Consider the following 24646-nt stretch of genomic DNA (forward strand, 5'->3'; position numbering starts at 1 on the left):
ACCCTGAATAGTGATTCAAAGATAATGACAGCATTTAGCCTAATGATTCAAGGCACTACCTCTGACGCAGGTAAAAGCACTCTTGCCACGGCCCTATGTCGTTTACTTAAACGCCGTAATCTCGCTATTGCGCCATTTAAGCCACAGAACATGGCGCTTAATAGTGCGGTCACTGCATCAGGCGGTGAGATAGGCCGTGCTCAGGCAGTTCAAGCCTATGCCGCTGGCATAGAACCTCATATTCATATGAATCCTATTCTGCTTAAACCAAATACAGACATAGGCGCTCAAGTCATTATTCAAGGTAAAGCCATAGGTAATATGAATGCGCGCTCTTACCATGACTACAAAGAGACAGCTAAAGTTGCTGCTCTAGATTCTTTTAAACGCCTTAGCGAAACCTATGACGGCATCATTATTGAAGGCGCAGGTAGTCCAGCAGAAATCAACCTAAGAGCCAAAGACATTGCCAATATGGGCTTTGCAGAAAGTGTGAACGCGCCTGTCATTATTATCGCCGATATTGATAAAGGCGGCGTTTTCGCTCACCTTGTTGGTACGCTCGCCCTACTCAGCCAAAGCGAACAAGACAGAGTCATCGGCTTTGTGATTAACCGCTTTCGTGGTGATGTGAGTTTACTGCAATCTGGCCTTGATTGGCTGGAAGAGCACACAGGCAAGCCTGTGTTAGGCGTCTTACCTTACCTCAAAGGTTTTCACCTAGAATCTGAAGATGCTGTCGCTGATTCTACCCCTGTTGAAAAACAAGCAACTAAATTAAAAGTCGTCATTCCTATCTACCCAAGAGTCAGTAACCATACTGATTGGGACGCTTTACGTTTGCACCCAGAGGTTGAAGTCATACTGGTTAAAGAAAACCAGCCCTTCCCTGCTGCTGACCTGATTATCTTACCTGGCTCTAAAAGCGTACAGTCAGATTTAGCTTATTTGAAACAACAGGGGTTTGAGCCTTATCTAAATCACCACTTAAGATATGGTGGCAAAGTGATTGGTATTTGTGGCGGCTATCAGATGCTAGGAGATTGCCTTAACGATGCACTTGCGTTGGAGAATCATACACCAACAACTAGCCAAGGTTTTGGCCTGATTCCCATGCAAACGGACTTATCTCCAGATAAACAACTGACACAACAAACAGCAAAGCTTGCTTGGGGAGAAAACGCTGCTATTACTGGTTATGAAATTCACGCTGGTGTTGCCTCTTTCACTCAAGAGCATCAGGCATTCTGTACTTTCGCATCCGGTGAAAACGAAGGTTATTTGGCCGATGACAATGCGATTATTGGCACCTACTTACATGGCCTGTTTGATCACCCAGAGGCATTAGCTGCTTTATTAAATTGGGCGGGGTTAGATGCCGCAGCCGCTTTTGATTACAATGAATATAAAAACAAAGAAATAGATAGGCTTGCAGATAGTTGTGAGGAGCACATGAATATTGATGCGCTTATCGATAAGGCCAAAGCATTTAAGCTTACTCTTTAGCCTCTCTCGCATTTTAGAAAATAGATACAAGTCAGGCTAAACATTCTATTGTTTAGCCAGATACATTTTATTTAAGGAACCTGCGATTAAGTAACCTCTTCTCAGTCTTTTCAGAAAAAGCGTCAAGCAAGGCGTCACTTTGATGTAATTTAGGCATTCTTCAAAGACCCGAAGGGCGTGATCTAAAAGCCCTATCTTTAAGTTGAGGGCCTTATCAATAGAATAACGATTAAGTTTCGCCCCTCGCCATAAATCTAGAGACTTTTATCCACACGCTGAGGCGAGTGGGCTTATTCACAGATTCCTTAAGCAACAACCCCTGCTTCTTCGTATTTTATCTTACGCTTCAATGCACGGTTAACGACAAAACGGAATCTCAGTATTAACAACAAAGACAAGAGCGCGAGACCTGAGCCTAGGCCGATATAAAACCCTCTTACATTCAATTCTGTCGCCCATGGGCTGAAGTGTGCTAACCAATAACCTAGCGGTAGGCAAAGCACAAATAATGAGATGGCAAAGGCGATCATGGAAAAGCGAGTATCCCTAAAGCCACGCAAACCACCGGTAAAGACGGTCTGTAGCATGTCGGCCACTTGATAAGCCGAGGAAATTATCAACAAGCCTGCAGCCATAGCAATAATATCAGGATCTGAGCTAAAGAAAGTTGGAATAGTTTCATTAAAGGTTTGAGTCACCACAAAGCAAATAAAGACATAGCTTAACCCTAAGCCAACAATCACTCGCATGCGTTTACGCACCCCTTCCACGCCCTCTTTTGATAATGATTTTGCTACCACTATCGCCGTCACAGCACTCATCGCCATTAACGGCGTGAAAAGCAAAGAAGTATAAGACATGATAATTTGCCCAGCACCAATGGCCAAATCCCCAAAGCTAGAGATTAACCAAGTCATTGACGAGAAAAGGCCAATCTCAAAGGAGAATGCAAGGCCTGCTGGTAAACCAACATTAAGTAAGATGCCAAACCTGAATAGGTATTTCGTTTTGATCTTGGTAAATAAGGTCTTAGGACTAAAAAACTTATCGTATACAAAGAACAAAGTAATACTGAAATAAATTGAGATAGTTGAAGCTAAAGCGGCACCCGCTGCTCCCATTTCAGGGAAGCCAAAGTTACCAAAAATAAAGAGATAGTTAAGCCCAGCATTCATTAACAAACCAATAGCTGCCGCAATCAAAGGAAAGTTAGGTCTACCCGCTGCTTCAAATAAGTTCTTATAACCAACAGTAAAAGCAAGAGCAGGAATCGCGGGCGCAAGTATCTGTAGATATTGAGCACTCACTCTTTGGGTTTCTTCTTCAGTTGCCATCATGATAGCGAAATACGGCAAGATGAAAGCCACAGTTAATGCTGCTAATAAACCAACGGTTAAACACACACCTAAGGTTTGCGACATGTAAATATTAACCATCTTCATTTGGCGACCATGAAGATGACGGGTTACTAATGGGGTTAGGCCAAAAGTGATGCCCATTAAGAAGCAACCCACAGGTGTCCACAAACTCGAGGCCAACCCTACGGCGGCCAAATGATAAGGGCTATAGTTCCCTAGCATGAGAGTGTCGACCATGCTTATAGACAATTCTAAAGTCAAGGTTAGTACCATTGGCATTAATAAATGCAGCACTTCTTTTAACACCGGCCAACGATCTAACATCACTTAATCCTTATAAATTTACGCCTATCAAGGTCATCCTGAAACGCCCTAAAAAGGGGCGTATTGAGATAATCGGGCCTAATGTATCACTTTATTTTAGGAATGGCAGCAGATCCTTTTCAATCTGCGCCACCTGATTTTCACTATATGATTTAGTGCTTGCTAAGCCATTGAAATAACATGAGAATTGCCGATCAGTTCGATTTTAGAAATTCACGCATGTAGCGACACGGACAGCAAAATGACAATACTCGTAACACTTGGCCCATTACTTTTAGCTCTACTAGCGGGTTATTGGCTAAAGATTCATTTTTTCTCAGAAAAATTTATCCAAACAAGCCTTACTTGGCTGACTTACCTTATTTTAGGCATGATAGGTTTTAGTATTGGAGCGTTAGAGAATTTACCTGAAAAATTGGTCACTGCGGGTGCCCAAGCTCTAGTCTTCTTCGCAGCGATTTCACTTCTGGCAATTACCGCCCTTTGGTATACAGGCAAACACTTTAACCCAAGTGAAAAATCACTTCATACTCAAGCAAAAGCTGAGGATGTGAAAATCAGTTTTGCGGTATTTTCTGATGCCATTAAAACCCTAGCCTTTGTATTGATTGGGCTTATCATTGGCATTTTTGCTTCTGACGGCTTAACTCATGTCGATACCATAGTGACTTATCTGCTTTACCTACTGCTCTTTTTAATCGGCCACCAGTTACAGCAAGGCAACTATCGGTTACGCAAACTTTTCTTAAATACCCAAGGTCTCATTATTGCGTTTACTACGGTAGCGACCACTCTTTTAGGCGGATTGATTGGCGCTTTAGCTCTGGATTTACCAGTCAGCCATGGTCTTGCTGTCGTGTCTGGCTTTGGCTGGTACAGCTTATCCGGCATACTCATCACAGGTCTTGGAAACCCGGTATTAGGAACCACTGCATTCTTATTGGATATAGGGCGTGAGATTCTAGCCTTACTCCTCATTCCAGTCTTTTGTCGCATTAACAGCCATGTTTCCGTTGGTTATTCAGGAGCCACCGCCATGGATTTTACACTGCCTATGTTAGGCAAGTTTCATGGGGCTGATATTATCCCGACAGCCATTGCAAGCGGCTTTATTATGAGTTTACTTGTGCCTATTCTCATTCCACTCTTTATGGGTCTTTAATTCCTCTACAACCTTTTATCTACAAAGAAAGCGCCAAATAAAAAACCGCTTTTAGATATTCTCTAAAAGCGGTTTTTTTAGATCTTTTGCTGGTGTTTAAAGTTGTGGTTTCTCTGGACGAGGTGCGTAAGCAAATACATCAGAGAAGCTAGCATCATGAGCAAGCCCTGCTTCTTCTAGTTTATCCAGTGTGCCATATACCATACCTGGCGAACCGCTCACATAAGCCACAGAACGACTTAGATCTGGGTTATCAGCAACAATCTTTTCATATAACCAGCCAGTTGTACCTTGCCAATCATTATCCGCTTCATTAGCAACCAGACTGATATTTTCTTTACTTTCAATCCAATCAACTAAAAAACTATCGTCCGGTGTACGCACACCCCAGTATAAAGACACCTTACCCTGATAATTTTGCTCAGTAAGAGCATCATACATACTCTTCATTTGCGCAAAACCAGTTCCACCAGCCACTAATAAAACTTGATCCACTGAATCCTGCAAAGCGCCGTTTTCGATATGACAATCACCACCTGGAATCTTAAGGCTCACTGTTTCATTATCTTTTAGATAAGAAATCACTTTAAACGCCAAAGACTCTTCATCTGCGACCAAAATATAAAGCTGTAAACTGGGTAGCTCATGGGCAGCACTGCCTATGGAGTAAGGGACACTTTCACCACTTGGCAAATGAATCATCAAATATTGCCCAGCAATAAAGCTATCAACAGGCACATCAAGGCTAACCTGATACACATTTTGGTTAATTAGCTCAACCTTGCTTACCTTTGCGATTACTTCGTTCACGCTATTACTCCGTTCTCTCGAGTCTGCCCTTCTGGGCTTATTTTTTAATTTTGCGTTGTGATGACTAGGTATAAGGCAAATTTACTTTGCAGATTTACCTGAAATCGCCTCTTCGATACCTAAAGAAGACCAAATATCATCTACTTTGTTTTTCACTTCCGATGTCATTTCAATGGGAACGCCCCACTCTCTATCGGTTTCACCCGGCCACTTGTTCGTCGCGTCCATCCCCATTTTGGAACCTAACCCAGAAACAGGTGAGGCAAAATCCAAATAGTCTATCGGGGTATTTTCAATCAAGGTGGTATCCCTTGCTGGGTCCATACGAGTGGTAATTGCCCAAATCACATCATTCCAATCTCTGGCATTAACGTCATCATCACAGACAATCACAAACTTGGTGTACATAAACTGACGCAAGAAAGACCAAACACCTAACATGACACGTTTAGCATGACCTGGATATTGCTTCTTCATGGTCACCACCGCCATACGATACGAACAGCCCTCAGGTGGTAAATAGAAATCGACAATTTCTGGAAACTGCTTTCTAAGTATAGGTACAAATACTTCATTTAAAGCAACACCCAAAATAGCGGGTTCATCAGGTGGACGCCCTGTATAAGTACTATGATAAATAGGATTCTTACGCTGAGTAATACGCTCTACCGTAAAGACAGGGAAGGTATCTTGCTCATTATAGTAACCCGTATGATCGCCAAAAGGCCCTTCGACAGCTTCATCATCTGGATAGATAAAGCCTTCCAATACGATTTCCGCACTGGCAGGTACTTGTAAATCATTACCAATACATTTGATAAGTTCTGTTTTACTGCCTCTTAACAAGCCAGCAAACGCATATTCAGACAAGGTATCTGGCACAGGTGTTACCGCGCCTAAAATAGTCGCTGGATCGGCTCCCAATACCACAGCGACAGGGAAAGGCTCACCTGAATGCTCCTGTTGCCACTCACGAAAATCTAATGCACCACCACGATGAGATAACCAGCGCATAATAAGGCGGTTTTTACCAATCAGCTGCTGGCGATAAATGCCCAGATTTTGACGTGATTTATGCGGACCTTTGGTAATTACTAACGGCCAAGTCACTAACGGCGCAGCATCACCAGGCCAGCAAGTTTGAATCGGTATCTTATTAAGGTCAACTTGGTCACCTTCGAGCACTTCTTGCTGACAAGGTGCTGATTTAACTACTTTTGGCCCCATGTTCATGACTTGCTTGAAAATAGGCAGTTTTTGCCAAGCGTCTTTCATGCCTTTTGGCGGCTCAGGCTCTTTCAAGAAAGCTAACAACTCACCGATTTCACGAAGTGCAGTAACAGACTCTTTTCCCATTCCCATAGCAACGCGTTTTGGCGTACCAAACAAGTTAGCCAATACAGGCATGTCATGACCTTTAGGGTTCTCAAATAACAAAGCAGGCCCTTCACTACGTAAGGTTCTATCACTGATCTCTGTCATTTCAAGATAAGGGTCAACTTCGGCTTGTATACGAATCAGCTCCCCTTTTTCCTCAAGGACAGCTATAAAGTCTCGAAGGTCTTTGTATTTCATGACGACTCTCTTAGGACATAGTTTCGCCTAGGTTATGGCCAAACTAAATAAAAAATGAGGCAAAAAAAACCACTATAAAAGTGGTTTTTTTAACTAGGGTTTAGGCTTATTTACCTTTACCCTTCATAGCATCAAAGAACTCATCATTGGTCTTGGTTACTTTCAGACGGTCAATCAAGAATTCAGTTGCGGCAACATCTTCCATCGGATTAAGCAGCTTACGCAAAATCCACATACGTTGTAGTTCGTCTTCAGATGTTAGTAAGTCTTCACGACGAGTACCAGAGCGACGGATGTTAATCGCAGGGAAAGTACGCTTTTCAGCAATCTTACGATCTAGGTGAAGTTCACAGTTACCTGTTCCTTTGAATTCCTCAAAGATAACTTCATCCATTTTAGAGCCAGTATCTACCAGAGCAGTCGCTATGATAGTTAAGCTACCACCTTCTTCGATATTACGAGCGGCACCAAAGAAACGCTTAGGACGTTCAAGAGCATTGGCATCAACACCACCTGTTAATACCTTACCAGATGAAGGAATGACAGTGTTGTAAGCACGGGCTAGACGAGTAATAGAGTCTAATAGGATAACGACATCACGTTTGTGTTCTACCAAACGTTTCGCTTTCTCTATAACCATTTCAGCCACTTGTACATGACGGCTTGGCGGCTCATCGAAAGTAGAAGCAACCACTTCGCCACGTACAGTACGTGACATTTCAGTTACTTCCTCAGGACGCTCATCGATAAGTAATACAATTAGGTGTGTTTCTGGGTTATTGCGGGTAATCGCATTAGCGATATTTTGTAGCATGAAGGTTTTACCTGCTTTTGGCGGAGAAACCACCAAGGCACGTTGCCCTTTACCCATTGGAGCAACAAGGTCAATGATTCGTGACGTGACATCTTCAGTAGAACCATTACCTGCTTCCATTACCAAACGCTGATCAGCGAATAGCGGCGTTAAGTTTTCAAAAAGAATTTTGTTACGAACGCTGTCAGGCTTATCAAAGTTAATTTCATTAACTTTTAGCAACGCAAAATAACGCTCGCCATCTTTAGGTGGACGAATCTTACCGGCAATTGTGTCACCTGTACGCAAGTTGAATCGGCGTATTTGGCTAGGTGATACATAAATATCATCAGGACCTGCTAAGTAAGAACTATCTGGTGAACGCAAGAAGCCAAAGCCATCTTGTAAGATTTCCAAGATACCATCGCCGTAAATGTCTTCGCCGCTTTTAGCGTGTCGCTTAAGAATAGCGAAAATAACATCTTGTTTACGGGATCGAGCAAGGTTATCTAACCCCATTTCAGCTGCGATGTTTAATAGTTCTTGTACTGATTTCTGTTTTAATTCGGTAAGGTTCATAAACGGATTTTTACGATTTCTAATTGAGGAAAATTGACAGGACTACTCTAATTTGACAATACGTTGATATATACATATTTAATCTTAATCAGGAAGCTTCTTAATAATAATTTGACCGAGACACAATTTCTGAAACAATGTTGAAAAATAGCGCGTAACGATTTGATTGGAACTCTTGTTCTCAAAGCCTATAACCTATTGCTTAAGCGCAATAAATAAAAGAAATAAACGCATTTGAATGATCAAGAACACACCTACTATAGTTGGTGTTATTGTTAAGGTCTATAGAAAAAAAATGGAAAAATCACTTTTTTGATCAATTTTTAGCAAATTTTACATTTTAAGCCTGTTAGACCGCGTTATTGAGTCCCTCAGGAGGAATTAAGCGTAACTAAAAGTCGCATAAATTCACTAAAACTATGCCCATAATTACGCAAATTCATGACTTATCAGCTCATCTAAGATAACCTGCACCTGTATTAACCAAGCACAATAAGGTTCCTTTTGCATGCAGTCACTTTTTCAACAACCTGCTCACAATCTTCCTTTTGAAAAAATTGCCGCGATCGATCTAGGCTCAAACAGCTTTCACATGGTCATAGCTCAAGTCACCCATGGACAACTCAGAGTCGTGGGAGAGTATGGAGAAAAAGTACAACTGGCTGCGGGTCTGCAAAATAATATTTTAGATGATGACTCCCAACAAAGGGGCTTAGCTTGCTTAACACGCTTTGCTCAAGTAATTGAGAACATGCCCTTAGGCTCAGTTCGAATCGTCGGCACCAATGCGCTTAGGGTTGCTAAGAACCGTTATGACTTTATTGGCGAAGCCATGGATATCATTCCACATCCTGTAGAAGTCATTGCGGGACGAGAAGAAGCCCGACTAATTTATGTGGGCGTTGCTAATACCATGGACCATGGGGAGCAAAAACGTTTAGTTGTCGATATAGGGGGCGGTAGTACAGAGTTCATTATAGGTAGTCAGCAAAAGCCTATCCTAACCGAAAGCTTGCATATGGGTTGTGTTGGTTTTAGGCAACGCTTCTTCAAAGATGGCAGCATTACTAAATCGAACTTCCAAAAAGCGGTGACAGCGGCAAGACTTGAAATGCTCAGTATTCAAGATGATTATCTTGAAGAAAACTGGGACCTAGCCATAGGTTCCTCCGGCACGATTAAAGCAGCTTTCAATATTATTAAGGAAAATAACTGGGGTAAAAAAGGCATTACACTCAAAGGCATCAAGATTATTCAAAAAGCACTATTTGATGCAGGCCATGCCGACAACCTTGATCTTGCAGGCCTTAAACCTGAACGTAAAACCACCTTTGCCGCCGGCCTTGCTATTTTGACAGCCGTATTTGAATGCTTTCAGATTAAAAGCATGGACTTATCCGTTGGCGCATTACGTGAAGGTGTACTCTTTGATGTGATGGGGCGCTACGCAGAGAAAGACATTCGCGAAACGACAGTTCAATACCTTTTAAACCAATACCACATAGATAAAGAGCAAGCGAAACTTGTTGCCCACACTGGCCTATCTGCTTTGGCTCAAGTAAAAGAAGATTGGCAAATAAACAGCATTTCTAGTGAGAACTTCTTACGCTGGTCAAGTTTGCTTCATGAGGTAGGTATGGGAATATCCCATAGTCGATACCACAAGCATGGGGCTTATATTATCAGTGAATCTGATTTACCGGGATTTTCTCAACAAGAGCAACAGGCATTAGCGAACTTAATTTTGCGCCACCGCCGCAAGTTTACTCAATCCTTAAATTACCGCTTTACTCGAAGAGACCAGCAGGAGTTAGATCACTTAGCTGTCTTACTTCGTTTTGCCATCAACCTTCACCATGACAGAAAAGAAGGTGATATGCCTATCTTTTCAATGAAGGCAAAAGATAACACCCTACACATAGAGTTCTTACCCGGCTGGCTTGAAGCGCGGCCATTAACTTACGCTAATTTACAGCTTGAAGCCGATTACCTATTAGCTAAGAACTTTACCCTTACCTTTAGTTAATAAAAAAGCTAGATACAAAAAGGCCGAGAATGATTCTCGGCCTTTTTATTCCAACGATTAAATAATCAAACTAGTCAGCCAAATTACTTAACAAGGTACGCTGTGCACTTCTGTACTCACCCTTACGAGGTTTATTAAGTTGGTATGAACCATCGTTTTGTAGCACCCAGCTTTGAGTATTATCCGTAATATAGGTTTCTAACTCTTTCTTAACACGTCTTGCTAGTTTTGGATCTTGAATAGGGAAAGCAACTTCAATTCGGTTATTCAAGTTTCTATCCATACCATCAGCACTTGATAGGTATACCAAAGGAGAACGGTTATTGTAGAAGTAATAAACCCTTGTATGCTCCAAGAATCGCCCAATAATTGAACGCACTCTGATATTGGAAGACACACCTTTGATACCTGGACGTAAGGTACAAATACCACGCACAATCAGGTCAATTTTAACCCCTGCTTGAGACGCTTTATAAAGCGCCTGCACTAGCCTTTGCTCGGTAAGCGAGTTCACTTTAATAATGATTCTAGATGGATTACCACTTCTCGCACTTTCAGCTTCTTTGGCAATCATATCCAGCAAACGGTCTCTTAACGTAAAAGGTGCGTGAAGAATTTTCTTCACTTTCAACTCTTTACTCATACCAGTTAACTGCTGGAATACCTTATGGATATCTTCACCAATATCGCTGTCACAGGTTAGCAAGCTATAGTCAGTATAAAGACGCGCATTACCAGCATGGTAGTTACCTGTTCCTAGGTGAACGTAGCGTCTTAAAACGCTGCCTTCACGACGTACTATCAATATCATCTTAGCGTGTGTTTTATGACGTACAACGCCATAAACAACAATGGCTCCAGCATCTTGAAGCCTACTTGCTAAGGCAAGGTTTTCCGCTTCATCAAATCGCGCCCTTAATTCGATAACTACTGTCACCTCTTTACCATTACGCGCAGCATCTACTAGCGCATTAGCAATAGGAGAGCGAGCACCAGTTCGGTAAAGAGTTTGACGAATGGCCACCACATTTGGGTCTTTCGCGGCATTACTTAAGAAATCAATCACTGGGGCGAAAGATTCATAAGGATGCATCAAGAGGTAATCTTTTTGCCTTATCGCCTCAAACATATCATCTCCTTTGGAGGTAGACAGTTTGCGTGGCAACCCTGGAGAGAATGGCGAGTACAGGAGATCAGGACGATCAACGAGATCAAGAACAGCGAGCAATCGACTTAAGTTAACAGGGCCATCAATCAAGTAAAGGTCATTTTCATGTAGATCAAACTGATCAAGCAAGGAGGTGATCACGCTTTTTGGACAGTTCTCAGCAACCTCTAAACGTACCGAGCTACCATAATGACGTGTTTGTAACTCAGTCCTTAAAGCACCTGCCAAATCTAAACCAATATCGTCTGAGTCAACTTCCAAGTCAGCATTACGTGTCAGACGGAATTGATAACTCCCTTTCACCGTCATGCCAGGGAAAAGCTGATCCGCATGGGCATGAATGATAGAAGATAAGAAAACTAAGTTATCACCATCTTCACTCACTTCTGCAGGCATTTTTACCAAACGCGGCAAAGAACTCGGTGCAGGCACGATAGCAAGACCATTCTCACGCCCAAAAGCATCTCGCCCTTCTAGTTCAACAACGAAGTTGAAGGTTTTATTAGCAAGACGAGGGAAAGGGTGAGCTGGGTCTAAGCCAATCGGACTAATAATAGGCAAGACATTTTCGCGGAAATACTTTTTAACCCAAGCCGCTTGTGACTCAGTCCATAAACTACGGCGTATAAAGTGAACATTATGTTCAGATAGTTTAGGAAAGATAATGTCATTTAAAATACGATACTGGCGACGAACTAGCTTATGGGCCTGATCACTGATTTGACGTAAAACTTCTTTTGGATAAAGGCCATCAGGACCGGTTTGTTCACGGCTAAATTCTAATTGGCTTTTTAGGCCTGCGACACGAATCTCAAAGAACTCATCCATATTGCTGCTAAAGATGCATAAGAACATTAGGCGATTTAATACAGGATGGTTCTCATCCATCGCCTGCTCAAGCACACGAGCATGGAAAGCAAGGTTGCTTAACTCTCGGTTAAAGTATAATTCCGAGTCATTTAAATCTATTTCTTCCGGTTTGCGTTTTTCGATCGCAACTTTTTTCTGATCCTGCGGTTGTTCTGGGATGGTTTCCAACGCAGGTTCATTTACTTCAACAACATCAGAAGCCGGAGCCTCTTTTTTTTCAGTCGGTTCCTTTTTATCTGATGTCTTTTTCTCTAATGTCTTTTTTTCTGGGACTTTTTTGTCTGCTACTTTCTTCTCAGTCACGCTTTTATCCACCAGCTTCTTATCTAGTATTGTCGTTGTATCTGGTGCAATTTTTCCTGCTAGGTCAGCCATGAGTTTTACTACCCCAATTCAACAAAGGTGCAATTGCTTAACTCTTTTTCTATATCAAAAAGAGTTTATTTTTTAAAACTACTCTTACCTGTATAACACAATTTTATGAAGTTAACGTACATCCTTGTGCTAACTCACATTTTTATTGCAAATTTATTCAAGCTTGAGCAGTTTCACACTCATGGTCGCAAGTTAAGATGACTTTTTGATTACCCCTTCAATAATCGCGCAACGTCTTTCGCAAAATAGGTCAAAATGCCATCTGCACCCGCTCGCTTAAAGGATAAAAGTGACTCCATCATGACGCTTTCTTTATCCAGCCAACCATTGGCAAATGCCGCCATTTGCATGGCGTATTCACCACTAACCTGATAAGCAAAGGTAGGGACAGCAAGCTCTGTCTTAACTCGACGCACAATATCCAAATAAGGCATACCAGGTTTGACCATCACCATATCCGCGCCTTCTTCTATGTCTAGCTGTACTTCACGAATAGCTTCATCAGAATTAGCGGGATCCATCTGGTAGTTAAACTTGTTACTTTTACCTAAATTACCACTAGAACCTACCGCATCACGGAAAGGGCCATAGTAAGCAGATGCATATTTAGCCGAATAAGCCATGATACGGGTATTGATAAAACCATTGGCTTCAAGCGCTTCACGAATAGCGCCAATTCGACCATCCATCATATCTGAAGGGGCAACAACATCAGCGCCGGCTTTAGCATGAGAAAGAGCCTGTTGAACTAACACCTCTGTGGTCACGTCATTTAAAACATAACCTGTGTCATCAATAATGCCGTCTTGACCATGAGTGGTAAAAGGGTCAAGGGCAACGTCAGTAATCACACCTAGATCAGGGAACGTCGACTTAAGTGCGCGAACCGCTCTCTGGGCTAAACCATCATCAGAATAGGCTTCTTCCGCTTCAAGCGACTTTTTCTCAGCGGGTACAACAGGGAACAAAGCAATAGCAGGCACGCCTAATTCAACAAGCTCAGCGGCTTCAAGTAAAAGCTGATCAAGAGATACTCGCTCTACACCCGGCATGGATGGTACGGTTTCTCGCTCGTTTTCACCTTCTATCACGAACATTGGATAGATTAGGTCATTCACTGTTACTTGGTTTTCCTGCATTAGGCGACGAGAAAAACTGTCTTTACGCATTCTGCGCATACGCACTAGAGGGAATGTCATTAGGTTGCTCCTTAAAAGCCTCTTAATTGAAATATCTTACTTAACTGAGAGACGCTTCCGCTTCTTCTAGGCTTTCTTGTGCCTCGAACCAAGCTTCTTCATTGTCTTCCAATTCTTTTTTCCATTTAGCCTCATCCGCTAACAAGGCCTGCAACTTATCTTTGTTCTTTGCCTCATAAAGCTCACCATCAGCCATTTTCTCACTGATATCATCGAGTTTCTCTTGTGCTTTATGCACGGCTTTTTCATGTTTCTCTATGAGTTTTCTCAGTGGTCTAAGTTGTTGCCTTAGCTCTGCGGCTTTACGCCTTTCTTCTTTCTTATCAACTTTCTCAAGATTAACACTGGCATTAGCTTTTTCTTGTTGGCGCCCAGCTAACTGTCGTTTTTGCAGCCAATCATAATAAGCAGCTAGATCACCATCAAACTCAGCGACCTGATTATCTGCCACCAAATAAAACTCATCCACAGTACTATTAAGTAGATGACGATCGTGAGATACCAATAAGATAGATCCTGGGAATTCTTGCAAGGCTTCAGTCAGCGCCTGGCGCATCTCTAAATCTAAGTGGTTAGTCGGTTCATCGAGAATCAATAAATTAGGCTTGGTCCAGGCAATTAGTGACAGAGCTAAGCGGGCTTTTTCTCCACCAGAAAAGTCACGCACTGTACGCAATGCATCATCACCGATAAAGCCAAAACCACCTAAATAACGACGTATGTCACTTTCTAGAGCTGTCGCAGTTAACCTTTGAATATGTAGTACTGGGCTGGCATCAAGGTCTAAGGCACTTAACTGATGTTGCGAGAAGTAGCCTATTTTTAGATTCTCTCCACATACCCTATCACCACTCAGCAAATCGAGTTCACCCACCAGTGACTTAATGAGTGTTGATTTACCGGCACCATTTGGCCCCAACAAACCGATACGCTGGCCATCTCGCAAATTGAAGTTACAATGCGGCAATTGAGATGTTGGGCCAGCCCCTTCCACTTGATAGCCTAAATCAGCTTCGACCAAATTCACTAACTGGGCAGAGGTTTTATCCGCTACAGGAATACTAAACTGGAACTGGGAATCAATATGAGCAGGGGCGATATCGCCCATTTTCTCCAGCATTTTTAAGCGACTTTGCGCCTGCTTAGCTTTTGTCGCCTTATATCTGAATCTATCTACATAGGTTTGCAAATGGGCTTTACGTGTTTGCTGGCGCTCATAGTTGGCTTGCTGTTGAGCCAGATGAGCGGCACGCTGACGCTCATAATCCGAGTAGTTCCCTTTATAAACAGTCAGCTTTTTCTGATAAAGATGAATAATGTGGGTCGTGATGGCATCTAAAAAATCCCTGTCATGGGAAATAAGAATGAGAGTGCCAGGGTATTGGCGTAGCCAAGACTCGAGCCACATCACCGCATCGAGATCCAAGTGGTTAGTTGGCTCATCAAGTAATAGCACATCAGAAGGGCACATAAGCGCTTTGGCAAGGTTCAAACGTATGCGCCAGCCACCAGAAAAGTCTGTTACTGGTTTCGCCATGTCTGCCATTTTAAAACCCAGTCCCTGCAACAAGGTTTCGGCTCTCGACCTTGAACTGTAACCATGAGCCGTCTCGAACTCACCTAACCAATGGGCATGAGCACTGGCATCATTTTTCTGTTCCGCTTGCTCTATCTTGGCTTCTATTTCTCTTAGCCATTCATCTCCATCAAGACAATAATCCAGTGCACTGCGATCAGTATCTGTCACTTCTTGCGCCATAAAGGCAATACGTCTTTGTTGAGGAAAGACCACTTCGCCAGTATCAGCATGAAGGTCACCACGCAACATGGCAAAAAGTGATGATTTACCTGCGCCATTAGCGCCAATCAAGCCTACTTTTTGGCCTTCATATATGGTCAAATCAGCCATTTCTAGCAGAAATTGACGGCCTCGCTGTAAACTTACTTGGGTAAACTGGATCATGTTTCAATTATTCTCTAGTCATGCAGTGCTGTGTTTTTACAGCAGTTAGATTATAAGGGTCATTACGCGCTGACTATTAGCTAAGATAAATAGCGCGAACTATAAGGTGTTCTATGTGTTCAGCTCATTCAAAAGCCATCACTAACCAAGCCTCAGAAGAAGAAGATTTTCACTTGTTGGAGAATGTATTTTGGCAATTTTCTCTCGATTTATATGTTAAACCTGAGGTTGCAAACTATTGCCTGGCTTTGCAAGACCAGCACAATATGCAGGTTAATCTTCTGCTTTATAGTATTTGGCTTAGTGCTGAAGGCTGCATTCTAGAGCCTCAACTCATAAAACAAAATAGCCAATTACAAAACTGGTTGAGTGAGATTATTCCTTCTATCAGGCTGGCACGAAAAAATGTTGGCGAAAATTCTAAACAAGACCCTCTTTATAAGCAATTAAAAGCCTGTGAACTTAAGGCAGAGCAAAAAGCACAAGCCATACTCTATGCAATAAAGCGCACCTATATCAGCGAGCTAACTCTTATTGAACAGAAAAATCATGGCGACGTTAAAGCTCTTCTTGAATTCAACTTAAGCCTTTGCTGGCAAGCATTCTCTGATTGTGGTGAAAAAAAACCTGAACCTAAGCTAATAAAAGAATTTAGCCAGTGGATGATTATGGATAGCGAGCGTAAAATAGAAGGTAAATTTAAACATTAAGTAATGAGACAAGTTTAAGCCTGCCTCCTTACAAGCTAAGGTAATACGACCGTGAACGACACAAGCCAACTCAGTGCGAATCAATTAAACGAAATACAACGCTTTTCTTTTGATAATACTAATGTACGCGGTGAGCGCGTTATTTTGAATCAAGCTTACCAAGAGATCATTCAACGCAAAAACTACCCTGCACCTCTAGAGAACCTATTAGGTGAATTTGTGGCAGCAATTGCACTTCTCAGAGACATTATCAAGATTGATGGCGTCCTTTCTCTACAAGCAAAGGGAGAAGGAGATCTATCCGCTATCATGGTGGAATGTGATGAGTTGCAAAACTTACGCGGCATTGCTCAGTGGCAAGATGGTGCAGCCTTCCCTGAGCAGATATCACTAAAAGAAACGTTAGCAGGCGGCTACCTTGTTATTACCATTACACCAACCAATGGCCGCAGATACCAAGGGGTTGTTGAACTAGTGGGTAACTCGCTTGCAGAATGCCTTGAGCAATACTTTACTCAATCCGAACAGTTACCTAGCCGCGTTTGGTTAGCCGCTGACGGTGCAAGCTGCGCAGGTCTATTTCTACAGAGATTACCTGCAGAACAAGCTAAAGAAGACGATGAAGATGCCTGGGAAAGATTCGTTCACTTGGCTTCAACCGTAAAAGATGACGAGCTTTTAAAGCTTGATACGCTTGAGCTTCTTCACCGCTTATATCATGAAGAAGAGTTACGCTTTTATGACGCTAAAGCAATGCAGTTCAATTGTTCTTGCTCTCGCCAAAGAACACTTGAAGCGTTAATTTCAATTGGTGCAGAGGAAATCAAAGAGATTTTATTAGAACAAGGCTCTATCAATATTGACTGCCAATTCTGCGCTGAGCATTACCAATTTTTAGAAGCAGATTTGGTCAATGTTCTAGGTGAGCACGCAAAAACTCACTAGTATTTGAAGCCAATTCAGAATACTTGCTAAATTAATCTAGGGGAAAAAGACTTTTTCCTAGGGAACCTGCGAATAAGTCCTCCCGCCTCAGCGTGTGGATAAAAGCGCCTAGGTTTATGGCGAGGGACGTAACTTAATAGTTATTCTATTGATAAGGCCCTCAACTTAAAGATAGGGCTTTTAGACCACGCCCTTCGGGTCTTTCAGAAAAAGCGCCACCCTGTGTTGTCCCTTTTCGAAAGGTGCCTACATTACGTCAAAGTGACGCCTTGCTTGACGCTTTTTCTGAAAAGACTGAGAAGAGGTGACTTAATCGCAGGTTCCCTAGATTAATTGACAAACTCCAACAAAGAAACCAAATCTCTCCAAGTAATTATTCCCACGAGACGCCCCTTATCTAAAACAGGTATACAAGATATACGTGCATTTAGCATCCACTCAACAACCTTGTTTAAAGAGTCATCTAGTGACACACAAATAGGTTGTCGTGTCATAACTTGATGAGCCGCTTTATCAAGGACATCAAGGTCTCTTGTCATCTCGGCTGCAGTATCTAAAAAAGGGCTCACTAACCTCAGAATATCTCTATCAGAAATAATACCCACTAGCTCCTCCCCATCTAATACTGGTAGATGGTGAAAGCCATGTTTTTCAAGCAAGCTTCTCACCTCCCCCAAACGCGTATCCATATCAACACTAATAGGAGCCGTCTTCATCACCTGAGCAATTGTTAAATTCTTCATTTGATATACTTCATCCTTTGATAATCGCTAGAAACATATATTTCACAAATAGCAAAAAAGAAAAATTAGTATCTAAACTTTGTTGCTAAAATACGTAAAATCTTAGTCAAAATCTGACATCTTCTGAGTTTTATCAAGATACTCAAGCTGATAATAAACATAACAGAGATAAATGCGCCTCATACCGATGTCTAACAAGACATTGATCATAAAATCCGTATAATTTAGTCCATCCACGCAACAGAAAGTTACATACTGGTCAAAACCTGACCTGAATTATCATACTGTTGAGAGAAGCAACTTTAAGTAAAATTATCCATTTTTACTCACAATAATAAGTACTAAAACGTACAAAATAGATGTTAAAGATTGCTCTCAATCCACCAAAATTGGCGATGAAATGGCGATACAGTAATGACCCAGAAATCTGTAGATGTACTATTAGTAGGGGCAGGTGCGATGAGCACAACCCTTGGCACGCTGCTAAAGCAGCTTGACCCTTCATTAAAAATCACATTGGTTGAACGTTTAGACAGTGTGGCACAAGAAAGTACGGATGGCTGGAATAACGCTGGCACAGGCCATGCGGCCTATTGCGAATTAAACTACACACCTGAAAACCAAGACGGTAGCGTCAGCACAAATAAAGCATTAGAAATTAACGCCGCATTTGAAGTGAGCTTACAATTTTGGTCTTACCTTGTTGAACAAGGTGTACTACCTGAAGCAAGCAAATTCATCAATTCAGTTCCGCACCAAAGTTTAGTCTGGGGCGAAAAGAACGTTAACTTTTTACGCACACGATACGCGGCGCTAAAAGAGCATCACTTATTTGCGGGTATGGAATACTCAGAAGACCCTGATGTTCTCGCTAAGTGGATGCCTCTTATCATGAAAGACCGCGATATCAATGAAGCCTGTGCGGCAACCCGTATTGCCCATGGCTCAGATGTCAACTTTGGCGCCTTAGCTCGTAACATGAGCCTTTTCCTTGATAATGATGAAAATGTCGATTTACTTCTTAGCACTAGTGTTACTGGTTTCTCTAAACAAGAAAACGGCAGCTGGAATGTAGATCTTGAAGATAAAAATCAAAAACATACTATTAACAGCAAATTTGTCTTCCTCGGTGCTGGTGGTGGGGCATTACCTCTTTTACAAATGTCAGGCATTGAAGAAAGTAAAGGTTATGGTGGCTTCCCTGTAAGTGGACAGTGGCTTGTATGTGATAAGCCTGAAATTGTTGAGCAACACTTTGCCAAAGTTTATGGAGCTGCACCTATAGGCGCACCGCCTATGTCTGTCCCTCATTTGGATACCCGCATTATTGATGGTAAAAAAGCCATTTTGTTTGGCCCTTTTGCTGGTTTTACCACTAAATTCTTGAAAAACGGTTCTTTCCTAGATTTACCAAAAAGCATCAAACTGAATAACCTTAAACAGATGCTTTCTGTAGGTAAAAATAACATGGACCTGACCCGCTACCTTGTCAGTGAAGTAAGGCAAACTCAAGCAGATAGAGTTGATGCTCTTAGAAGCTTTTACCCTAATGCCAAAGATGAAGATTGGGAGCTAGCCTATGCCGGGCAACGCGTTCAGATCATCAAGCAAGATAAAGAAACGGGCGGTGGTAAACTTGAGTTTGGTACCGAAGCGATTGCTTCGAGTGATGGTAGTCTAGCCGCTTTATTAGGTGCTTCTCCTGGTGCTTCAACCACAGTTAATACCATGATAGGCATTCTTGAACGTTGCTTTGCAGATAAGATGAGCAGCCCAGAATGGCAGGTTAAACTGAAAGAAATGGTACCTTCTTATGGCCAGTCCCTGATTCAAGATAAAGAGTTGCTGAAACAAGTAAGAAGCCGTACTCTTAGCACATTAAAGCTTGGTGACATGCCAGAAATTTAGCTCTAAGTTAACCCCATAAAATCAAACAAAGCCGCTTATATAGCGGCTTTGTTTTATAAAATTATTAGTAAAAAAATAAAGACAGGATACCTTTTATGACAATGTCATTTGCCCAACGCGCAGATCAAATTTGCGATCAATTAAGAGAAATTGAACATGCTACAGAAGATAGCGACACCCTATTTTTCTGCGCCTATCTATTAGGCTTATTAGGTGTGCATGGCGGTATTGATGCTCATGGTCAAACAGAGTTCGACGAAAACTTTGAAGCAGCTCTCAAAGATGCATTTGCTAATGAGAATATGAGTGAAGAAGATCAAGCTCAAATTCTTGCCCTTTGGAACAAGGTGATCGCTTAAGCTTCAAGGTGATAAACAAGTTTATTTTTAAATACACCTTGAATTATCTCTTAATGGGCCTCAGCTCTTATAAAGACTCTTAATTTTGTTAGTAAATGATTATTTTTTTGTAAAGTTAAAGATGCTGGTCTAGCATTTTGGAACTTTAAATCATTCTATTGATCTGACTGATAAACAAACACTAACATATTGATAACACCTTATTGAATGGAACGCTTTTATGAAAAAAACATTGATTGCAGCATTAACGCTATCTACATCACTAGCATTTGCTGCTGATACAGCTTATACCCCAGAAACAGAGTCACAAAAACTTGGTTATACCTTTGGCACCATGGTAGGCGCTCAATTAAGCATGGGTGTTGAGGATCTAGACATTGATTCTTTTATGAAAGGTTTCGAATCAGCCTATAAAGGTGAAACGCCAGCGATTCCTGAAGAAGAGCTAAAAGGTATTTTCCAAGCCTTCCAACAGCAAAAAATGGAAGAAGCACGTTTAGCTCAAGAAAAAGAAGCGGAACAAGCGAAGGCAGGCTCAGTTGAATGGTTAGCATCGATTGAAGCACAAGAAGGCATCATGAAAACTGACTCTGGTCTGCTTTATAAAGCAGTGACGGAAGGTACTGGCGAAAAACCAGTTGCAACCGATACAGTAAAAGTAAACTATGAAGGCTCATTAGCTAACGGCACCGTATTTGATAGTTCATACGAGCGTGGCGAGCCAATTAGCTTTCCTCTGAATCAAGTTATTCCTGGCTGGACCGAAGGTCTACAACTTATGTCAGTTGGTTCTAAGTACGAACTATACATCCCATCTGAGCTAGCATATGGGCCAGGCGGTACAGGCCCTATCCCACCACATTCAGCACTTAAGTTTGTTGTGGAGCTATTAGCGATCGAAACACCGGCAGTCGCTGAAGCTCAGTAAGCTTATTGTTTAAACAAAAAACCCACCATTTGGTGGGTTTTTTATTATCTATAAAATACCTAAAAGCTAAGCCATAATAAACTAAGCTATATTCCCCAGCTCTCGCTCTTCCCTTTCAGCCCAACGCGTAGCGGCCCAGAAAAACACTATAGGAAATGCGTACATCATTACACCTATATTATGCCCAAACATAACTTGCGTTAATGAAAAATCCATATAAGACATTGGAACCAATACTCCAGCCATAGCATAAGACTTAATTTTCCAATTATTAGAGTACTTTTTCATTTTACGTAAGAAAAGCTTTAAAGGTACAATATAAACTAAAATAAGAAAAAATAGACCTATTATCCCTCTCTTACTAAGTGCTTCAAAATATTCATTATGCGCATGACTATATTTAAGGGTTTTTTCTGATATTTTATTACTTTCTACCATCCTTTTCTTAATATCTAAGCTACCTTGATTACCAACACCTATGATTGGAGACTCTTCAAACATAACAAAAGCTGCTTTCCACATATCAAACCGATAACCTACAGGTGTCTCAGTTTTAACGCCTTGATGATATTGATAAATATTTTCTAACGCTAAATCTATTCTATTTTTTACACCTATATGAGGAGTAAAAATTGCAGTTAAAAAAACCACAGTAGATGCCAGAACGACTGTGTAAAGCACTCTTTTCCCGAGTAAATTACGAGATTGCCACACTAGAAAAAAACCAATAATTGGCAAAGCAACCCACCCCCCTCTAGTCCCGGATAAAATAGATACAGTCAAACCTAAAAAGCCAGCAAAAATAGCTAAAATCGTAAATTTGTATCGTTTCTCTGTAAAAAAATAAGTTGCGGATACAAAATTTATCAAGCCTAACATCATACCTATATTACCAAACATTATTGGGTTTTCTCCTCCATGAGCTCTATCAAGACCTAAAACTGCCTTTTCATAATATGCAACTATAAATGCACTAGCTGCACCAATTAATGAACCATACCAGAGCCAATGCTTTCTCTCAGAATGATTTAATAACAATAACAATACAGGTAAGGCAAGAATGAATCGAGATGGCCTATCTAAACGTCGAACCTCTCCATCGTCAAAATAAATCGCTGTAAAAAAGCTAATAGTATATAAACCAAAAGCAAGTAATATTAACCTATCTTCTCCATCAACTGTCCATTTATGATTCTTGAACACTATACTGAAAGATGACAAAAAAATAAGAAATATACCTAAATTATAACCATCCGGTAAACCAATTGATAAAGCTAAAGTTAAAGCTGCAAAAAACCATATCAAAGAAGAAAATTTTTTTTTCATTATGTGTCAATATCTCTAAAAATAACCTCTAACTTTATATGTTTTTTGAGGTTAGTACTTTTAAACTTTTTTCCTATCCATAATCTCATGCTTAAAACATATAAGAATACTGAAATAAAGCCTTCAATTAAGTAAAATAATAAGATGCCAATCTTTTATACCAAAAAGCCAGATTTATATCACTCAACCGTCACAGATTTAGCTAAATTTCGAGGCTGATCCACATCCGTGCCTTTAACTACAGCAACATGATAAGACAATAACTGCATTGGAATGGTATGAACGATTGGCTCTAGTATTTCAGGCACTTTTGGCACTTCTGTAAAGGTGATCGAGTCTTCGTTGTGCAGGTCCGTTGATCTATCAGCAAAGATAAACAATTCACCACCACGTGCACTAACTTCTTGAAGGTTAGATTTTAACTTATCCAATAAATTATTGTGAGGCACCATGGTGATAATTGGCATACTTTCATCAACTAACGCTAAAGGGCCGTGTTTTAATTCACCTGCGGGGTAAGCTTCAGCGTGAATGTAAGAGATCTCTTTAAGCTTCAATGCACCTTCAAGCGCAATCGGGAACATAGGTCCACGACCTAGAAATAAAGCATGATGTTTATTCGCAAACTTGTCCGCTACATTTTTAATATGTGAGTCTTGCATTAATGCAGCATCAACATGAGCCGGTAGATCACGCATCGCCTGAACAAGTTCAGCTTGCTTAGCTTCTGGAAGACCTTGCTCTACAGCAATGGCTACACTCGTGATTAGCAGAGCTGTCAGCTGAGTTGTGAATGCTTTTGTAGACGCCACACCAATTTCTGCGCCAGCATTAGTTAACAGTGTTAACGCAGATTCACGCACCAAGGTACTCGATGGCACATTACAGATTGCCAAAGTTGTGAGATAGCCTAGCTCTTTTGCCATACGAAGGGCAGCCAAAGTATCTGCCGTTTCACCAGATTGAGAAAGCGTTAAAAATAACGTATTTTTAGGCACAGCAACCTTGCGGTAACGATATTCACTTGCAACCTCAACCGTACAAGGAAGGCCAGCTAGATCTTCTATCCAATATTTTGCAACCATACCTGCATGATAACTTGTCCCACACGCAACGATATGAATGTTTTCAATATCTCTTAAAAAAGCAGAATCAGCACCAAAGCAACTAGTTAAGACTTTATCCTTACTGATACGCCCTTCAAGACATGCACTGATAACAGCAGGCTGCTCATAAATTTCTTTCATCATATAATGACGATACTCACCTTTATCAGTTGCATCGACATTATGATTAAACACATGAACAGGTCGTTCTTGTTGCTCACCGTTCACATTATAGATAACAACAGCCTCTCGGCTAGCATCCACTACATCACCCTCTTCAAGGAAGATGAACTGGTCAGTAACATGCAATAAAGCCAGCTGATCTGAAGCGACAAAATTTTCCTCAATACCAACACCAACAACGAGGGGACTACCTTTACGCGCAGCAATAAAGCGCTCTTTTTCAGCCTTATGAGTAACCGCGATCGCAAAGGCACCTTCTAGTTGAGACAATGCCGCTTGTACTGCTGATAAAAGGTCAAACTGATCCGCACGCTTAAGCTCAGCATGGATAAGGTGAACAATCACTTCCGTATCTGTCTCAGATTTAAATTGATAACCTTGCTCAATCAAGCCATTACGTAACACTTCATGGTTTTCAATGATACCGTTGTGAACAAGCGCCAAATCATCACTAGAAAAGTGAGGGTGAGCGTTCGCTTCTGTTGGCTTACCGTGAGTTGCCCAACGAGTATGAGCAATCCCGATTTGACCATCTAACGGGGTAGATTCAAACTTATCCTTTAAAGCCTGAACTTTACCCACAGCTCGGTGAGAATAAACACCGGTTTCATTATTAACCGCTACACCAGAAGAGTCATATCCTCTATATTCAAGACGACTCAAACCTTCAATTAAGATTTTTGAAACATTTCTTTTTGCTATTGCCGCAACAATTCCGCACATAATATTT

Annotated in this window: 18 protein-coding genes; 8 read left to right on the forward strand and 10 right to left on the reverse strand. The window is 41.4% G+C overall.

Annotated features, from left to right (window positions below):
- Positions 1-24: 24 nt before the first annotated feature.
- Positions 25-1506 carry a cobyric acid synthase gene (locus OA91_RS09740; RefSeq protein WP_063338127.1) on the forward strand — a complete coding sequence of 494 codons (1482 nt, stop codon included), beginning with the start codon at positions 25-27 and terminating at the stop codon, positions 1504-1506.
- A 305-nt stretch (positions 1507-1811) separates the two neighbouring features.
- Here the strand turns inward: OA91_RS09740 and OA91_RS09745 are convergent, their stop codons facing one another.
- The gene (locus tag OA91_RS09745; RefSeq protein ID WP_046015703.1) at positions 1812-3188 is read right to left on the reverse strand and encodes an MATE family efflux transporter; all 1377 of its coding nucleotides are present in this window, start codon (positions 3186-3188) and stop codon (positions 1812-1814) included.
- Positions 3189-3429: 241 nt separating this feature from the next.
- Between OA91_RS09745 and OA91_RS09750 the strand changes: the two genes are divergently transcribed.
- The gene (locus OA91_RS09750; protein WP_063338071.1) at positions 3430-4350 is read left to right on the forward strand and encodes a lysine exporter LysO family protein; all 921 of its coding nucleotides are present in this window, start codon (positions 3430-3432) and stop codon (positions 4348-4350) included.
- 96 nt (positions 4351-4446) lie between these two features.
- Here OA91_RS09750 and OA91_RS09755 read toward each other — a convergent pair whose 3' ends face one another.
- The 3 genes from OA91_RS09755 to rho all read right to left on the reverse strand — a co-directional run bounded on the left by OA91_RS09755 (position 4447) and on the right by rho (position 8107).
- Positions 4447-5160, reverse strand: coding sequence for an NAD(P)H-flavin reductase (locus OA91_RS09755; RefSeq protein WP_063338072.1), 714 nt, complete (start codon positions 5158-5160; stop codon positions 4447-4449).
- An 81-nt stretch (positions 5161-5241) separates the two neighbouring features.
- Positions 5242-6735 carry a 4-hydroxy-3-polyprenylbenzoate decarboxylase gene (gene ubiD / locus OA91_RS09760; RefSeq protein ID WP_063338073.1) on the reverse strand — a complete coding sequence of 498 codons (1494 nt, stop codon included), beginning with the start codon at positions 6733-6735 and terminating at the stop codon, positions 5242-5244.
- Between the two features lie 106 nt (positions 6736-6841).
- Positions 6842-8107, reverse strand: a complete 1266-nt coding sequence (gene rho / locus OA91_RS09765; protein ID WP_046015699.1) for a transcription termination factor Rho — start codon at positions 8105-8107, stop codon at positions 6842-6844.
- A gap of 508 nt (positions 8108-8615) precedes the next feature.
- Here rho and OA91_RS09770 point away from each other — a divergent pair.
- A complete protein-coding gene (locus OA91_RS09770) occupies positions 8616-10133 on the forward strand; it encodes a Ppx/GppA phosphatase family protein (protein ID WP_063338074.1) in 1518 nt (505 codons plus the stop codon).
- Between the two features lie 70 nt (positions 10134-10203).
- On the opposite strand, the gene ppk1 is transcribed toward OA91_RS09770, so the two are convergent.
- From ppk1 to OA91_RS09785, 3 genes are all read right to left on the reverse strand, one after another.
- Positions 10204-12546, reverse strand: coding sequence for a polyphosphate kinase 1 (gene ppk1, locus OA91_RS09775; protein WP_052701818.1), 2343 nt, complete (start codon positions 12544-12546; stop codon positions 10204-10206).
- 209 nt (positions 12547-12755) lie between these two features.
- Positions 12756-13745, reverse strand: coding sequence for a porphobilinogen synthase (hemB, locus tag OA91_RS09780; protein WP_063338075.1), 990 nt, complete (start codon positions 13743-13745; stop codon positions 12756-12758).
- Positions 13746-13785: 40 nt separating this feature from the next.
- Positions 13786-15708, reverse strand: a complete 1923-nt coding sequence (locus OA91_RS09785; RefSeq protein ID WP_063338076.1) for an ATP-binding cassette domain-containing protein — start codon at positions 15706-15708, stop codon at positions 13786-13788.
- 113 nt (positions 15709-15821) lie between these two features.
- Here OA91_RS09785 and OA91_RS09790 point away from each other — a divergent pair, with 113 nt between their 5' ends.
- On the forward strand, positions 15822-16418 hold the full coding sequence (locus OA91_RS09790) for a TIGR02444 family protein (protein WP_063338077.1): 597 nt from the start codon (positions 15822-15824) through the stop codon (positions 16416-16418).
- A 51-nt stretch (positions 16419-16469) separates the two neighbouring features.
- On the forward strand, positions 16470-17363 hold the full coding sequence (gene hslO, locus OA91_RS09795; RefSeq protein ID WP_063338078.1) for an Hsp33 family molecular chaperone HslO: 894 nt from the start codon (positions 16470-16472) through the stop codon (positions 17361-17363).
- 329 nt (positions 17364-17692) lie between these two features.
- Here hslO and OA91_RS09800 read toward each other — a convergent pair whose 3' ends face one another.
- Positions 17693-18106 carry a CBS domain-containing protein gene (locus tag OA91_RS09800; protein ID WP_063338079.1) on the reverse strand — a complete coding sequence of 138 codons (414 nt, stop codon included), beginning with the start codon at positions 18104-18106 and terminating at the stop codon, positions 17693-17695.
- A gap of 414 nt (positions 18107-18520) precedes the next feature.
- Here OA91_RS09800 and mqo point away from each other — a divergent pair, with 414 nt between their 5' ends.
- From mqo to OA91_RS09815, 3 genes are all read left to right on the forward strand, one after another.
- On the forward strand, positions 18521-20014 hold the full coding sequence (gene mqo / locus OA91_RS09805) for a malate dehydrogenase (quinone) (protein WP_063338080.1): 1494 nt from the start codon (positions 18521-18523) through the stop codon (positions 20012-20014).
- A gap of 95 nt (positions 20015-20109) precedes the next feature.
- On the forward strand, positions 20110-20373 hold the full coding sequence (locus OA91_RS09810) for a YfcL family protein (RefSeq protein ID WP_046015691.1): 264 nt from the start codon (positions 20110-20112) through the stop codon (positions 20371-20373).
- A 220-nt stretch (positions 20374-20593) separates the two neighbouring features.
- Positions 20594-21301 carry an FKBP-type peptidyl-prolyl cis-trans isomerase gene (locus OA91_RS09815; protein ID WP_063338081.1) on the forward strand — a complete coding sequence of 236 codons (708 nt, stop codon included), beginning with the start codon at positions 20594-20596 and terminating at the stop codon, positions 21299-21301.
- An 81-nt stretch (positions 21302-21382) separates the two neighbouring features.
- Here OA91_RS09815 and OA91_RS09820 read toward each other — a convergent pair whose 3' ends face one another.
- Together OA91_RS09820 and glmS are read right to left on the reverse strand one after the other, a co-directional pair.
- The gene (locus tag OA91_RS09820) at positions 21383-22627 is read right to left on the reverse strand and encodes an O-antigen ligase family protein (RefSeq protein ID WP_157203818.1); all 1245 of its coding nucleotides are present in this window, start codon (positions 22625-22627) and stop codon (positions 21383-21385) included.
- A gap of 179 nt (positions 22628-22806) precedes the next feature.
- Positions 22807-24639, reverse strand: a complete 1833-nt coding sequence (glmS, locus tag OA91_RS09825; protein ID WP_063338083.1) for a glutamine--fructose-6-phosphate transaminase (isomerizing) — start codon at positions 24637-24639, stop codon at positions 22807-22809.
- Positions 24640-24646 lie beyond the last annotated feature (7 nt).

The organism is Marinomonas sp. SBI8L (genome assembly GCF_001624705.1).
In the GTDB taxonomy this organism is placed as follows: Bacteria; Pseudomonadota; Gammaproteobacteria; order Pseudomonadales; family Marinomonadaceae; genus Marinomonas.

Coding starts and splice junctions, on each gene's coding strand:
- OA91_RS09740 (WP_063338127.1), top strand. CDS start 25: ATGACAGCATTTAGCCTAATGATTCAAGGCACTACCTCTGACGCAGGT.
- OA91_RS09745 (WP_046015703.1), bottom strand. CDS start 3,188: ATGTTAGATCGTTGGCCGGTGTTAAAAGAAGTGCTGCATTTATTAATG.
- OA91_RS09750 (WP_063338071.1), top strand. CDS start 3,430: ATGACAATACTCGTAACACTTGGCCCATTACTTTTAGCTCTACTAGCG.
- ubiD (WP_063338073.1), bottom strand. CDS start 6,735: ATGAAATACAAAGACCTTCGAGACTTTATAGCTGTCCTTGAGGAAAAA.
- rho (WP_046015699.1), bottom strand. CDS start 8,107: ATGAACCTTACCGAATTAAAACAGAAATCAGTACAAGAACTATTAAAC.
- OA91_RS09770 (WP_063338074.1), top strand. CDS start 8,616: ATGCAGTCACTTTTTCAACAACCTGCTCACAATCTTCCTTTTGAAAAA.
- ppk1 (WP_052701818.1), bottom strand. CDS start 12,546: ATGGCTGACCTAGCAGGAAAAATTGCACCAGATACAACGACAATACTA.
- hemB (WP_063338075.1), bottom strand. CDS start 13,745: ATGACATTCCCTCTAGTGCGTATGCGCAGAATGCGTAAAGACAGTTTT.
- OA91_RS09785 (WP_063338076.1), bottom strand. CDS start 15,708: ATGATCCAGTTTACCCAAGTAAGTTTACAGCGAGGCCGTCAATTTCTG.
- OA91_RS09790 (WP_063338077.1), top strand. CDS start 15,822: ATGTGTTCAGCTCATTCAAAAGCCATCACTAACCAAGCCTCAGAAGAA.
- OA91_RS09800 (WP_063338079.1), bottom strand. CDS start 18,106: ATGAAGAATTTAACAATTGCTCAGGTGATGAAGACGGCTCCTATTAGT.
- mqo (WP_063338080.1), top strand. CDS start 18,521: ATGACCCAGAAATCTGTAGATGTACTATTAGTAGGGGCAGGTGCGATG.
- OA91_RS09810 (WP_046015691.1), top strand. CDS start 20,110: ATGACAATGTCATTTGCCCAACGCGCAGATCAAATTTGCGATCAATTA.
- OA91_RS09815 (WP_063338081.1), top strand. CDS start 20,594: ATGAAAAAAACATTGATTGCAGCATTAACGCTATCTACATCACTAGCA.
- OA91_RS09820 (WP_157203818.1), bottom strand. CDS start 22,627: ATGAAAAAAAAATTTTCTTCTTTGATATGGTTTTTTGCAGCTTTAACT.
- glmS (WP_063338083.1), bottom strand. CDS start 24,639: ATGTGCGGAATTGTTGCGGCAATAGCAAAAAGAAATGTTTCAAAAATC.